The organism is Paraburkholderia sp. BL10I2N1, assembly GCF_004361815.1.
In the GTDB taxonomy this organism is placed as follows: Bacteria; Pseudomonadota; Gammaproteobacteria; order Burkholderiales; family Burkholderiaceae; genus Paraburkholderia.
Genome location: NZ_SNWA01000004.1, coordinates 200,166 through 212,384, shown reverse-complemented (window position 1 = coordinate 212,384; position 12,219 = coordinate 200,166). Strand labels below are relative to the sequence as shown.

Sequence of the window (12,219 nt, the reverse complement as noted above, 5' to 3'; positions counted from 1 at the left end):
CCACATGAAGAGTGGCGCCGAAAGCGGACATTGCCGCTGCGCGTAGATGAAGGGCAATCGAAGTTCGCTATCGGGCCGGGTTCCTTGGGTACATTGCGCTGACGAGGCAGCAAGATGCGACAACCCTGTTGGACGCGATCGATCAGATCGAAAACCTTCAAAGAGCGCTGGTGGAAAAACAGACGGAAGTCGACGTGCTTACCGAGGCACTCGACTACGCGCGGCATCGCCTCCTGAAGGCCGCCGATTAGCGGGTTTCATGGGTGGTGGCCCAGTCACCACCACGTCTCGCCGCAGTTTTACGGCGTGCTCTTCGCTGCGGGCATCGTCGGCATCATGATCACGAATCAGATCAACGCCAGACTGGCACCACGGTTCGGCAGTGATGCGCGCCGGCGCGCTCGGCGCGGCAATCGCGGGCGTGGTGCTGGCAATCAATGCGTGGACCGACTGGGGCGGACTACCGGGCCTTGTGATCCCCCTTTTCCTGTTCATCTCCGCGGCCGGCTTCATTGTCGCCAACTCGATCGCCGGTGCGCTCGGCACCTTCCCCGCGCGCGCCGGCGCCATGTCGGCGCTGATCGGCGCGATCCAGTACGGCACCGGCATCTTTGGATCGGCACTGGTCGGTTTTTTCGCCGACGGGACGCCCTGACCGATGGGCGGCGTGATCGCGCTGATGAGCATCATGAGTCTGCTTTGCGCAATGCTTCTCATACCGCCTCCCGTCGCGATATCCAGCGAAGCGACGGTGGCCAGATGAGCAACAGCGGGATCGCCGGATCAGACGATCCGCAGGGATGATTGCAACAACCACAGGAACATTGACGATGTCACAACGCACATGGTTTATCACGGGTGTCAGTAGCGGCTTTGGCCGCCAGCTCTCCGAACAGCTTCTCGAGCGCGGCGACCGCGTGATCGGAACCGTCCGCGACACAAGCAAGGTCCGCGACCTGCCCGCACGCTATCCGCAGACGTTCCACGCCGAAATACTGGACGTGACCAATACGGCGGCGGTCCGCGAAACGGTCAATCGTGCGTTCGACCAGCACCAGCGTATCGACGTCGTCATCAGCAACGCGGGCTATGGGCTGTTCGGCGCGGCCGAAGAACTGACCGACGAGCAGGTCGAGCATATGATCGCCACCAACCTGGTCGGCTCGATTCAACTAATCCGCGCGGCGCTGCCACACCTTCGCGTACAGGGTGGTGGACGCGTCATCCAGATCTCGTCTTACGGCGGATAGGTGGCCTTCCCGGGCAACTCGATGTACCACGCAACAAAATGGGGAATTGAAGGCTTCGTGGAGTCCGTGGCTCAGGAGGTCGAATCGTTCGGGATCGGTATGACGATCGTCGAACCGGGCGGTGCGCGCACCGAATTCCGCTGCGGCAGCGCACAGGTGGCGAAACTCATGCCCATTTACGACGCAACGCCCGCGCACAGTTTCCTCCGCATGCTCGATCCCGCGAGTGGTCTTGCGGCGGGCGATCCGGCTCGAATGGCGGCGTGCATCATCGAAAGCGTCGACATCGAGCCCGCGTCGTTGCGGATGATGCTCGGCTCCCAGGCGCTGGACAGCACCATCGCGACACTGCGCAAGCGAATCGCTGGCTTCGAAGCACAGTCAGAACTCGCAGCGTCCACCGACTTTCCTCCAGGTGAGTGAAGCGCATTTGCACCGCGCACCTGACGAAGAAGGAACTTTGCCTGTCGTTGCGCGGAACGACTGCGATATCGCTCCGGCAGGAATCCTTGCGTGTTTATAACGCCTTCCAACCCGTCCTGAAGATCAGGAATAGTTCATTGAACTGGGTGACCAGTTCAAAGGACAAAAGAAACGCCAGCATATAGGCAGGCCCCGGATAACCGTTCATCCATCGCAGGACCGGCCCAGCAAGACGTGTCCTGATAAAATCTCGCGTCGCGATACACGTGATGGCTACGCCGATGGCCGCTCCCGCGAGAACATCAGTCGGATAATGCAAACCAAGGTACACCCGCGGCAAGCATATGAAGATAGCTGTGTACAGCAGCGCGAGCGTACCGACGCGTCGTGAGACAAGAAAGATGCCCGTCGCAATCGACATCCATAGCATCGCATGGTCGCTAGGAAAGGAACTCCACGTGCGCACAACGGCGTCATGCAGGCCGACGGAGGGAAAGTCCAGGTGCAGTTCCGGGTTGTAGAGCGGCCGCTGCCGGAACGGCAAGCAATATGCGAGAAGTCTGCCGCTCGCAAGTGATAGAAGACCACTTGCGACGGTCGCGATGATCATCTCACGCTTCCATTCACTACGCGGACCCGGTTTGAACCACATCCACCACAACACGGGTATAAGGACGAGGCCCTTGAATATGACCTGGCCCGCTATCACCCTTATCGCGTGATTCATTGCCGCCGAGCGGAAGGCGTTGTGCGTCAGGAAGATCTGCACTGCTGTATCGAAACTGTTCATTGCGGCGCCGATATTTCGGTTCTCAGCAGTAGGTGCAACAGTCGGGGTAATGGATTGGAATTGGAACCGTCTTGAAGACTACCACGCCAGCATTCGGCTCGAGCAATAGATTCGTCAACGGAGCCGGAGCCGCGACGAGGCTATTTTCGCCAGCCGTGCCCGTAACCGCCGAAACCGATGCCGACATCGAGGGAAGGCGCTGCGTAGTACGCTGGCGCATATCCATAAGCAGGCGCAGGCGCATAACCGTACGGTGGAGCGACAATGCAGCCTGACAGGCTTGCCGCCAGCGCAACGACACACAAAAGTTTGATCATGTTTTTTCTCCGTGCGCGGATTTTAGATGGCGGAAGTATTCTGAATCGCAACGAAGTGTGTCCGAACGTAACCGGTCAGGCCCAGACCCTTGATCAGTTTGCCAAATGGCGTTTACGTGTTCGTCCGGTTGTGACGGTTTGCATTCGCCGTGAGCGCGACATGAACTGCCGTGGCGGGGTTGACGGCGTTCTCAGCAATGCGGAATGACGAGCAAGGTCTGGGCAACTGCCGTTCAGTTCGGGGCGGCGATTGGCCCCTTGTGTGGTGACGCCCGCAGACCGAATCGCGGAAGTTGAATCAACGAAGGTCATGGTGGACCGGTTCAATCTCAAGCCTGAAAGACTCATCGCCGAAACAGCGTATGGAGCGGCGCCGATGCCTAGCTGGCGTCGGAGAGGACTTTTTCGGATTCGGCGGAAGAGATCTTCTTCGTTGCATATCCTATTTTGACATCCTTATATGAACACGTCCGGCTCGTGTTCTGCGGTGGCACGGCGATGAGGTAGCCGCCATTCCACACCAGCTTGTAGTCCAGTTGGCGGCGGAACTCGAACCAGCCCTGATTGAGGATTGACTTGTTCAGGCCGGACTTGGCCCGAACGTTCTTGCCCGGTTGCCCGGTGTTGCCTGCCGCCGACCTGGACATGTTGCGCACCTGCAAGTCCTCGATACACACCATCGCGTGGTTTTGGCTGATCGTGATCGTGGCCTTGTGCAGGTAGTCGCGGCGAGCGTTGCCGATCCGGGAATGGATGCGCTGGACGCGGGCTTTCGCCTTCTTCCAGTTGCTGCTGAACTTTGTCTTGCGGCTCATGGCCCGCTGCGCGCGGCGCAGTCGGGCTTCGTGCCGCCTGAAGCTGTTGAGCGGCGCGAGGTCATTGCCGTCGCTCATCGTGGCAAAGCGGGTAATTCCCATGTCGATACCGACTGCGCTGGTGGCTTGCGGCAACGGCTGATCGACATCGCGCCCGGTCTGGATGCTTACATACCACTTGCCGCCGCTGGCCGACACCGTGACCTGCCTGAGCGTGCGGGGCACATCCCGGCTGTTGCGATAGCGCAGCCAGCCGAGCTTGGGCAGGAAGATGGGGCTGTTAGCCTGATCGAGCTTGACCTGCTTCGGGTCGGGGTAGCGAAAGCTGTCGCCTTGGCCCTTCTTCTTGAAGCGCGGGAAGTCGGCCCGTCTGGCAAAGAAGTTGGAATAGGCGCGCTCCAGATCCTCGAGCGTCTGCTGAAGCGGGTGTGTCGGCGCATCCCTGAGCCATGGCGTCTGCGGGCCATTACGCCATTCGGTGAGCAACCTGCACAGACCGGCATAGCCCAGCTTCTTCTCGCCCTGTTCGTAACGCTCCTTCAGCAACGCGAGCGCCTTGTTGAACACGAAGCGACACGCCCCGGCGAAGCGGAGCATGTCGCGCCGCTGTTCGCCGGTTGGCATGAGTTCGTATTTGAAGGCTTGGAGGCGATGCATGCGGATAGTATAGTTTGGTCTATGAGCACCGACAACGATATCCGGCGCGGAAGACACTGCGTTTTTCTGATGCATGTCCATTTGGTCTTCGTTACCAAATACCGCCGGGAAGTGTTCACCAGGGAAATGCTCGGCGACCTGCACAGCATCTTTTCCAGCGTCTGCGCCGACTTCGAGGCGGAACTGGTCGAGTTCGATGGCGAGGAAGATCACGTCCACCTGCTGGTGAACTACCCGCCGAAGGTGGCGGTCTCGGCGTTGGTGAACAGCCTGAAGGGCGTGTCCAGCCGGATGATCCGCAAAAGGAACTACCCGGGCATCCGCAAGAAGCTATGGGGCGGTGCGCTATGGTCGCCGTCCTACTTTGCCGGTAGCTGTGGAGGTGCGCCCATCGAAATCATCCGCCAATACATCGAACAGCAGCAGACGCCGCATTGACCGCTCAAAGGACGCCTATGGCGTCCGTGCTATCCTTCCCCGGCCTGAAGGCCTAGGCTTGCCGCGCACCGGGTCAATGCCGATCCAATTCGAGCGCTCAGCGCTCTTAATGTGTTGCGGGTGACGCTAGCCCCGCGACCTTGCGCTTAGGAGCAGCACATGACTACCGCCACGCTAGACGCTTATCGCCGGTTACAACAGCAGATTAGATCGGATATAAGTGCGCGCAAGGACGAACACAGGCGCCAGTTGAAAGACGCGCGAAAAAACGTTGCAGGGACGCTCGTACAACCGCTAAACCTGTTGGCGGACGGCGATTCGTGGTTCGACTATCCCGTGCCCTCGCTCGGGCACCTTCCTACCGACGTAATCGTATCGCTGACAGACCTGTTGAATCTCAATCCAAAGCCACTTAAGTTGGCGCATTACGCCGATGCTACAACCGCGTTACTCGGTACGTCGAAGCGCGACGTTTTGATTTCCACACTCAAGGATCCAGCGCACGCTCCTTTCGACGCGATTCTGTTTTCAGGCGGAGGCAACGATCTCGTCGGCGATGCGTTCAGGTTCTGGTTGAAGGACGCCGCGTCCGTCGGCGGAGATTTCACGCATGCCGTGAACTATGACGCACTGTCGGACATTGCCGATATCGTTCGGCGCGCATATCTAGACCTGATCGCCGTGCGCGATGCGTACGCTAACGGGTGCTATCTCGTCTTCCATCAATACGACTACGCTACGCCGACGAACGCATCCATTTGCGACGGACTCGTCGGACCATGGCTGCAACCCTCGTTCGTCGATCGAGGCTGGGCGTCCCCTCCCGTCGACGCGCAGTTCCTGGTGAACGGGCGTAGCGTCGTCGCGGAGATTCTTGGTTATTTTGCGAAGATGCTCGATGGCTTGTGTACTGCGACGAATAAGGTCGTGGTTGTGAAAACGCAGGGTACCTTGAATCCAGATACCGATTGGGCCAACGAATTGCATCCGGCGTACGACGGATTCGGGAAGATCGCCGGGAAGTTTCAGCAGGCGCTGCAGGCGGTGTTCGGGGAACGGGCGGCGGTGAACTAGGAAGCGTCGCGCGGGCGGCAGCGAAAGTTCGCTGTTGACGAAACCGAGGAACGCCCATACGCAGAATATCCCATTCCGGCTCCTCCATTCGCGCCACCGCGGCGGTCAGCCTCCAGACCGCTTACGACGTTTTGGCTGCAACTTCTGACCCTGCCAACTCTCTTCGTCGAGGAGACGGTCGAACAGCCTGTTGCGAGCCGAATCACCCAACGGCGACAGTCCCAACAGAGAGTGAAAGGCAAGGCCGCTGGCAGCAAAGTATCGCAACAACGACAGATCCAGGTCGGTCGCTTCATCTTGCAACGCCTTCATTTTCGCCGCGTCAGACGTCTTCATGTCTTCAAGCAAGGTTGGACTCTCGACAAGCGCTGCGAGAACTGCCCGTGCCACCGAATGCGGCTGATTGATGGATTCCCGATAAATTGCAATCTGGGCCGCGAGGTTCGGTTCGGCCTTCGATGCGCCTTCCTTCGCCATATAGTCACGGGCAATCTGCTCAAACTGCTGCCGCTGATATTCCAGCAGAGCGCAAAGCACCCCTTGCCTGGTGCGGAACTGATGTAGCAATCCGCCCTTGCTGATGCCACTTTCGCGCGACAACGAATCGAACGTAAGTCCACCGATTCCCTCCCGGGTCAGGATGATGAGGGCGGCATCAATTGCCTTCCTGCGGGAAATTTCCGAACGGGTCTGGTTATCCATTATCGATACTGATGACGTCGCGACGATTGCGGTGCTGGCCCGATGGCTGCCGCCTCGCTATGGTGTTTGGCAAGCAATTCGGTGCAGTGAATCTGCTTCGGCGAGCGGCCCCGCGGACCACCGGCGCAGGAGGCATTCGCTCTGAAGGGTGGAATTGTACCGCTTGTATCGCTCCGTGCGCAGCATAAACAATCCGGATAGACGGTTTACATCTGAATTCGGCGATGCTACTGTTCGGCCTCATTGGTTCTCGACTTACCTGGACGCCGCCCGGCACTCAATTTGTCTTTCAAGGAGCACAGAATGGTCATGAACAAACTCGTCCCGCGCCTTTTCATCGCCGCAGCGGTGTTGACCCTGTCGGGGTGCGCGGGTGTGCAGCCCGTCGCCTACACGGACATCGCATCGTCGTCGCAGCTGAAGCAGAACCGGGATGACGATTCGGGCAAGGAGCCCTACAAGTATGCCACCCCCGTGGTCTGGTCCCGATACACGCAGGTCATGCTGGACCCTGTTGTCGTGTATCAGGGCAACGACAACCAGTTCGGCGCCATGAAGGACGCCGACCGGGCCGCGCTTGCCGACTACATGGGAGAAACGTTCTCGAAGAAACTGGCGAAACGGTTCGACGTTGCCAAGCATGCCGGTCCCAACACCCTGCAGGTCAAGCTGACGCTAACCGGCGCCGAAACGACAACGCCGCTTGTCGGACAGTTCATGCATTTCGACCTCGCGGGCAATCTCTACAACGGTGTGCAGTCGATCCGCGGGGGCCAGGGGGCATTCAGCGGCTCGGTCTCCTACGCCGTGGAAGTCTATGACAGCGCCAGTGGCCAACTGCTGAAGGCATATGTTTCGAAGCAGTATCCGAACGCCATGAACCTGCCGGCGGCCTTCGGTTCCCTGAGTGCCGCAAAGACCGGCCTCGACAAGGGAGCCGATGCCCTTGTGTCACAGCTTCATTGACGGGATTGCTTTGCGTTGCATCGCTCGCGGTCCGAAGGTGATGCACGGCGGGCAACCGTCCCAACTTACCGGTCTGCGGAGCTCGGCACAGCGATAGGGCGGCTGGTTTGAATTACTGCGAGGTCTGTGCATGCACGCATTTGCCGACGTCGTTGTCTCATTCGCGCCCCCGCCTTTGATGGTCGCCATCGTGTTCTCGGTCGCATACCTGCTGGTAGGGATTCCGGTCCATTTCATGCGCGGCACAGCCGCAAGGGACGTATTCGGCACCCTGGCCGGGGTCTTCGCCGCCCTTGTCTATATCACGCTAGTCGTGGGCTTCTATCCCGATGTTCACACCGCTTCACGCTTGCGCCGCAGGTCTCTTCAGAAGGTTCGGACAATGCGCCCGCAGCATCAGGGAACCCTGCAAACCCGAGGTCAGACCAAGGCTTCCAGCCCGCAAAGTCTGAAGTACGAGGTTGTCGCGCGTCCGGACTCGATCGGCGGTGGCATCGCGCGCCGGATGAAACGCCTGCTGCGTTATCTGGGTACGGGCTACCTGCATGTTTGCCGGCTTGCGAGAGATGTATGCGACGTGGCCTCCGGAAGACTGTAAATGCGAAGTCGCCCGCTAACGTCAGCCCTGTGGCTTATCCCTCTTGCTGTCGCTTTGATCTGTCTTGCATTCCTCGCTCCCCTCCTCACACAACCGGGTCCTGAGGTCGCCGTCAGCTTTGTCACCGCCGAAGGGCTCGAGAGTGGCAAAACCCGCGTGCGCTACAAGGATGTTGAAATAGGCAAGCTGGCGGGACTGCAGCTGTCGGACGACCGGACACGCGTCCTCGCCGTCGTGCAACTCGAGGCGTCCGCCGAACGGTTCGCGATGTGCGGCACGCGATTCTGGGTAGTCCGTCCCCGGGTCGGCATGACGGGTGTCTCCGGGCTGGCCACAGTCATCTCAGGTCCATACATCGCAGTGGATGCTGGACGCTTTTCCACAAGATGCAGGGAGTTTGTCGGTTTGGAGACACCGCCTTCGGTTACCAGCGACCAGATCGGAGGAAGATTCGTTCTGCGCGCCGACTCCCTCGAATCGCTCAATGTGGGTTCGCCAATCTATTTTCGGCGCGTGCACGTGGGGCAGGTGCTCAACTATTCGTTAGCCAGAGACGGCACCGCGGTGGACGTCGATGTGTTCGTGAAGACACCATACGACCGTTACGTCACTTCGGGCACGCGATGGTGGCACGCGAGCGGAATCGACCTGCGATTCGATTCCAGCGGATTTAATCTGGACACCCAGTCCATAGCTACGCTCCTCTCCGGAGGCATTGCTTTCGACTTGCCTGAATCATCGGTTCCCGAGCGCCGCGCTACCGACGGCACCGTGTTCGCTCTTGCAGCAAGCAGGACCGAGGCCATGCACCGTGCCGACGATGGACCTGCCGCATCTGTGCGTATGAGGTTCAACGGCTCAGTGCGCGGATTATCAGTTGGCGCACCGGTCGACTTCGATGGCGTCGAATTGGGCGAGGTCACCGCAATCGACGTCGATTTCAATCCAACAGGTGTTCGCTTTGATATGGTTGTGACACTCAACCTGTACCCCTATCGTCTCGGGCGACGTTACAGGGAAGCACTCGGAAAAGGCTCAAGCGAGGCCGGCAAGGTGCTTCTGCACCAACTGGTTGCTCAAGGTCTGCGCGGGCAGTTGCGCACGGGGAGCCTCCTGACCGGCCAACGATATGTGGCGCTGGACTTTTTCCCGCACGCGCCGGCTGTCAGCATTGACACCCGGCGCACGCCGGTCGAACTGCCGACCGTGCCCAATACACTCGAGGAGCTTCAGGACAAACTCGCCAACATAGTGAACAGGCTCGACCGTGTCCCCTTCAAGGAGATCGCCATCAACCTCAACCAGAGTCTCGTGAACGCCAATTCCCTGTTCCGGCGAATCGACACGGAACTGGCTCCACAGGCACGCACAACACTGGCGGTTGCCGAGCAGTCGTTCAATGCTGCGAACGCCACGCTGCAGCAGAACTCTCCGATGCAGTCCGATATTCACGAGGCGTTAACTGAACTGCGCCGGACGCTTGCGAACCTGCATGCATTTTCGGATTACCTGGAACAGCATCCTGAATCTCTCATGTGGGGGAAATCGGCGGACACGCAGCGTTAGTCCACACCTTGACGGGTCGAGGTGGAATTGGCGAGAGTGCCCGGGCAGTATTCCTGCGTGAAGACGCCGGACGGGGCAAACAATGCGATTGCAGCTTCGGCATGAAGGAAGAACCAGGCCAGTTCACGGTCCGGTGCGGCCCTTCAAGCCCTCTGCAGAATGTCCACCGCCTTTTCGGCATCGTCCGACGAGTCGACCGCAAGATAGGCAATGAACTGTGTGCCAAGTACAGCGGCGGAAACGCCACGGAGGTTGATTCCTCCTTCTGCCAACATCTGGGTCAATTGCGCGATGATCCCCAGTTGGTCCAGACCCATTACACGGACGGAGTGGAGGCTCGGGGTAACGGCGAACCCCACCTGTGTCGCGGCACGGATCTCCCTCTCCCCCTGCAGCGGAGCGACAAACACGACCCCCTTTCCGGAAACTTCCGGCGTGCGACGTGCGACGACGAACTGCAAGTCAATGCCAGCATCCCGCAAAGCGCTTAATACTTGCGCAAGGCCACCCGGTTTGTCCTCGATGGTAGCCGCCCAAACATCGACGCGTTCTATGCTCAGTTCCATGGCAGTCCCTCCCGCCTGATGCACGTCCAAATCAAAATCTAGTTCACCAACGGTTCGCGAGCAAGGCCGGCAGCAGCAGCGACGCACGGGAATGCCGGGTTTCGCGCGCAATTGCAACGCAACTGACTTGGGCGACGGAGCAATCGAAAGATCGAAGCCCTTGAGCACGCTCGTCGGCCGAAGCTTTTCGTGATCGATCGTGCTTCCAGCAGGAAAGTCCGATAGTTCATTCCTGTCTCCTGCGTAGTTGTTGCGCTGCGCAATTCAGGTGTGTGGCTGGAGCCAGACCGCGTCTCAGCCTGCAGCGTTAGCATCGGCCTCGTTTCAAGGCTCGTTGCCGACACTTCACGATCGCTATGGCATCTCGACCTCGACGATGTCCGAAGCAATCAAGGGTTGGCTGTCTTGAGCCGAATGGAGTCTCGCCCAAGACGTCAAACTCAAGCGGCCGCGGCCTCGTCGTGGTATCGGCGATTGCTCAATCGATTGTCAGCCTGGAAGACGCCACACGCAATCCGCTTTCTCAGCAGCAACATGAGATTTACCCGGTAAAAGGCAAGCGTCTGCAGGGTAGGTATACGGGGCGCGCAAACTTGTGCGGCACCTTACAGACTACTTCGCGACCTGCGTGTGCCGCCCGGCCCGAACGTCCTGCACGCGCCGTTGTCTATGCACTCACAGCGCGGGACTTTTCGACCGAAGCCGATAAAGGAGACGATGACATGCGACATGCTGAACAACAACGCGTCTATGGTGTGCTGGTCGGCAGCGTGAAGGACGGCCAGATCGATCCAAGCGGACGAACACCGCACTACGAAATCTGGGTGCAGGGCAATGGCATGGACTATCGCGTCGCGGTCAACGTGATCTCTCAGGACGGGAGTGAGGTGATGGCCTATTTCGATCCCGACTACAGGTCGCCTGATCCGCATAAGCTCAATCTGGCGGCTCTCGCCAGTGGCACAGCAGGCTTTGCCCAACTGACAACGGGGCCTACCGGAACGGGCCTGGACTATCTGCGGGACAAGCTGTTTCCGCTCGACAAGATGTCGGTCATTCCGCCGGAGGGCGCCGGCGTCACGCTCAAGAACCTGCTCGATGGCCAGATCGAGCGCGCAAAAGCGGATACCGGCGCCGTCGCGATTGCCTTCGGTGAGTCGTTCCAGGATCCGACGCCCGATCAGACCTTCGGCTTTTCGCCCGAACGAGGTGTGCACGACATTCACCTGATGCAGGGCGACAGCGGCACGTTCGCCGGTGACGATCGCGTAAACGGCGACGGCGCCCTCTTCATCAGGTTCACTAGCGGAGAGACGGCGGCTTTATTCGTCCGTTTCAGTACACAGGATATTTCCGCTGCCGGCGGAGGAGCGGGAGGATCGTAGTCGCAGCGAAAATCACCCCTGCGGAGAAAGCATAAGCGCGTGGATGAATGCGGACATGACACGGCCAATCGAAATCCAGTCCGTCGCCATCGCAAAGCTTCGAACACCGACTGGAGTTAGACAGTGCTACCAGGCGAGGCTTTTCGCAGGGACCAGACAGCGACGACGAATGCGACCCACCCTGCCCGGATGGGTCGCTGCGTCGACGCGCGGCCCGATATTTTCGTGCCTTATCGACGGCGCGTGACAGTCACAAGTCGACCGTTTCTGCCGTTGATCAATTCCCCTCACAGACAGAGACCGGAGATGCGGCAACCTGATCAGGTGTTTTTGTCTCCGTCGGTGCCGTGCCGGATTCGCTACATAGCGTGCCTTGCTGCTGACTTTCGCGCATTCGCCGTAAGAGGTCCAGCGGGTCGAACGCTCAAACCCGAGCGAGCGTTTAACCCGCTATCAAGCAAAGGCAAGTCATCGCAATTTTGCATTGTCATTAATTTGCCTCGCTATTTAATAAGTTGAAACAAGGCACTCCGTAGACTAGAGTGGTCGGTAACTTCTATCTGCATACATATCCTAATCTCCAACACGAAAAGCGGATAACAGACTATCTCGTCACTGATCACGGTGACCCATGGTGGATCAGCTCTAACGTTGTGCCGGCCAGCAATCCGC

At 59.2% G+C, this 12,219-nt stretch carries 13 protein-coding genes and 2 pseudogenes; 10 read left to right on the top strand and 5 right to left on the bottom strand.

Annotated elements, in window-relative coordinates; genetic code table 11:
• Positions 1-128 precede the first annotated feature (128 nt).
• The 3 genes and pseudogenes from B0G77_RS45450 (at position 129) to B0G77_RS42290 (ending at position 1,673) form a co-directional block, all read left to right on the top strand.
• Entirely contained in the window at positions 129-251 is a 123-nt protein-coding gene (locus B0G77_RS45450) for a hypothetical protein (RefSeq protein ID WP_279571400.1), read from the top strand.
• A gap of 22 nt (positions 252-273) precedes the next feature.
• Positions 274-763: pseudogene (locus tag B0G77_RS42295) on the top strand (Bcr/CflA family drug resistance efflux transporter); the annotation flags it as partial.
• 37 nt (positions 764-800) lie between these two features.
• Positions 801-1,673 (top strand): annotated as a pseudogene (locus B0G77_RS42290) (SDR family oxidoreductase).
• Between the two features lie 94 nt (positions 1,674-1,767).
• Here the strand turns inward: B0G77_RS42290 and B0G77_RS42285 are convergent.
• Together B0G77_RS42285 and B0G77_RS43740 are read right to left on the bottom strand one after the other, a co-directional pair.
• The gene (locus tag B0G77_RS42285) at positions 1,768-2,463 is read right to left on the bottom strand and encodes a phosphatase PAP2 family protein (protein ID WP_133667803.1); all 696 of its coding nucleotides are present in this window, start codon (positions 2,461-2,463) and stop codon (positions 1,768-1,770) included.
• A gap of 140 nt (positions 2,464-2,603) precedes the next feature.
• Positions 2,604-2,780, bottom strand: a complete 177-nt coding sequence (locus B0G77_RS43740) for a hypothetical protein (protein ID WP_166656406.1) — start codon at positions 2,778-2,780, stop codon at positions 2,604-2,606.
• Here B0G77_RS43740 and B0G77_RS42280 point away from each other — a divergent pair.
• Positions 2,779-2,988, top strand: a complete 210-nt coding sequence (locus B0G77_RS42280) for a hypothetical protein (RefSeq protein WP_133667802.1) — start codon at positions 2,779-2,781, stop codon at positions 2,986-2,988. The genes B0G77_RS43740 and B0G77_RS42280 overlap by 2 nt on opposite strands.
• A gap of 172 nt (positions 2,989-3,160) precedes the next feature.
• On the opposite strand, the gene B0G77_RS42270 is transcribed toward B0G77_RS42280, so the two are convergent.
• Positions 3,161-4,252, bottom strand: a complete 1,092-nt coding sequence (locus B0G77_RS42270; RefSeq protein ID WP_243751549.1) for a transposase — start codon at positions 4,250-4,252, stop codon at positions 3,161-3,163.
• A gap of 21 nt (positions 4,253-4,273) precedes the next feature.
• Between B0G77_RS42270 and tnpA the strand changes: the two genes are divergently transcribed.
• Together tnpA and B0G77_RS42260 are read left to right on the top strand one after the other, a co-directional pair.
• Entirely contained in the window at positions 4,274-4,690 is a 417-nt protein-coding gene (gene tnpA / locus B0G77_RS42265; protein ID WP_133667800.1) for an IS200/IS605 family transposase, read from the top strand.
• A gap of 159 nt (positions 4,691-4,849) precedes the next feature.
• Entirely contained in the window at positions 4,850-5,764 is a 915-nt protein-coding gene (locus tag B0G77_RS42260; RefSeq protein WP_133667799.1) for a hypothetical protein, read from the top strand.
• A gap of 105 nt (positions 5,765-5,869) precedes the next feature.
• Here the strand turns inward: B0G77_RS42260 and B0G77_RS42255 are convergent, their stop codons facing one another.
• Positions 5,870-6,466: a TetR family transcriptional regulator gene (locus tag B0G77_RS42255; RefSeq protein WP_133667798.1), complete on the bottom strand. Its 597-nt coding sequence runs from the start codon at positions 6,464-6,466 to the stop codon at positions 5,870-5,872.
• Between the two features lie 303 nt (positions 6,467-6,769).
• Here B0G77_RS42255 and B0G77_RS42250 point away from each other — a divergent pair, with 303 nt between their 5' ends.
• From B0G77_RS42250 to B0G77_RS42240, 3 genes are all read left to right on the top strand, one after another.
• Positions 6,770-7,432 (top strand): DUF3313 domain-containing protein, encoded by a 663-nt coding sequence (locus B0G77_RS42250; protein WP_133667797.1) that lies wholly within the window; start codon positions 6,770-6,772, stop codon positions 7,430-7,432.
• Between the two features lie 130 nt (positions 7,433-7,562).
• Positions 7,563-8,030, top strand: a complete 468-nt coding sequence (locus tag B0G77_RS45155) for a hypothetical protein (protein ID WP_243751529.1) — start codon at positions 7,563-7,565, stop codon at positions 8,028-8,030.
• The gene (locus B0G77_RS42240; protein ID WP_133667796.1) at positions 8,031-9,596 is read left to right on the top strand and encodes an MlaD family protein; all 1,566 of its coding nucleotides are present in this window, start codon (positions 8,031-8,033) and stop codon (positions 9,594-9,596) included.
• A 143-nt stretch (positions 9,597-9,739) separates the two neighbouring features.
• On the opposite strand, the gene B0G77_RS42235 is transcribed toward B0G77_RS42240, so the two are convergent.
• Positions 9,740-10,162, bottom strand: coding sequence for an ACT domain-containing protein (locus B0G77_RS42235; RefSeq protein ID WP_133667795.1), 423 nt, complete (start codon positions 10,160-10,162; stop codon positions 9,740-9,742).
• 722 nt (positions 10,163-10,884) lie between these two features.
• On the opposite strand from B0G77_RS42235, the gene B0G77_RS43735 reads away from it, so the two are divergent.
• A complete protein-coding gene (locus B0G77_RS43735) occupies positions 10,885-11,547 on the top strand; it encodes a DUF2278 family protein (protein ID WP_166656405.1) in 663 nt (220 codons plus the stop codon).
• Positions 11,548-12,219: the final 672 nt, after the last annotated feature.

Bases quoted from the DNA above. Each gene is read 5' to 3' on its own strand.
- B0G77_RS42285 (WP_133667803.1), bottom strand. From the start codon at position 2,463: ATGAACAGTTTCGATACAGCAGTGCAGATCTTCCTGACGCACAACGCC.
- B0G77_RS42280 (WP_133667802.1), top strand. From the start codon at position 2,779: ATGTTTTTTCTCCGTGCGCGGATTTTAGATGGCGGAAGTATTCTGAAT.
- B0G77_RS43740 (WP_166656406.1), bottom strand. From the start codon at position 2,780: ATGATCAAACTTTTGTGTGTCGTTGCGCTGGCGGCAAGCCTGTCAGGC.
- B0G77_RS42270 (WP_243751549.1), bottom strand. From the start codon at position 4,252: ATGCATCGCCTCCAAGCCTTCAAATACGAACTCATGCCAACCGGCGAA.
- tnpA (WP_133667800.1), top strand. From the start codon at position 4,274: ATGAGCACCGACAACGATATCCGGCGCGGAAGACACTGCGTTTTTCTG.
- B0G77_RS42260 (WP_133667799.1), top strand. From the start codon at position 4,850: ATGACTACCGCCACGCTAGACGCTTATCGCCGGTTACAACAGCAGATT.
- B0G77_RS42255 (WP_133667798.1), bottom strand. From the start codon at position 6,466: ATGGATAACCAGACCCGTTCGGAAATTTCCCGCAGGAAGGCAATTGAT.
- B0G77_RS42250 (WP_133667797.1), top strand. From the start codon at position 6,770: ATGGTCATGAACAAACTCGTCCCGCGCCTTTTCATCGCCGCAGCGGTG.
- B0G77_RS45155 (WP_243751529.1), top strand. From the start codon at position 7,563: ATGCACGCATTTGCCGACGTCGTTGTCTCATTCGCGCCCCCGCCTTTG.
- B0G77_RS42240 (WP_133667796.1), top strand. From the start codon at position 8,031: ATGCGAAGTCGCCCGCTAACGTCAGCCCTGTGGCTTATCCCTCTTGCT.
- B0G77_RS42235 (WP_133667795.1), bottom strand. From the start codon at position 10,162: ATGGAACTGAGCATAGAACGCGTCGATGTTTGGGCGGCTACCATCGAG.
- B0G77_RS43735 (WP_166656405.1), top strand. From the start codon at position 10,885: ATGCGACATGCTGAACAACAACGCGTCTATGGTGTGCTGGTCGGCAGC.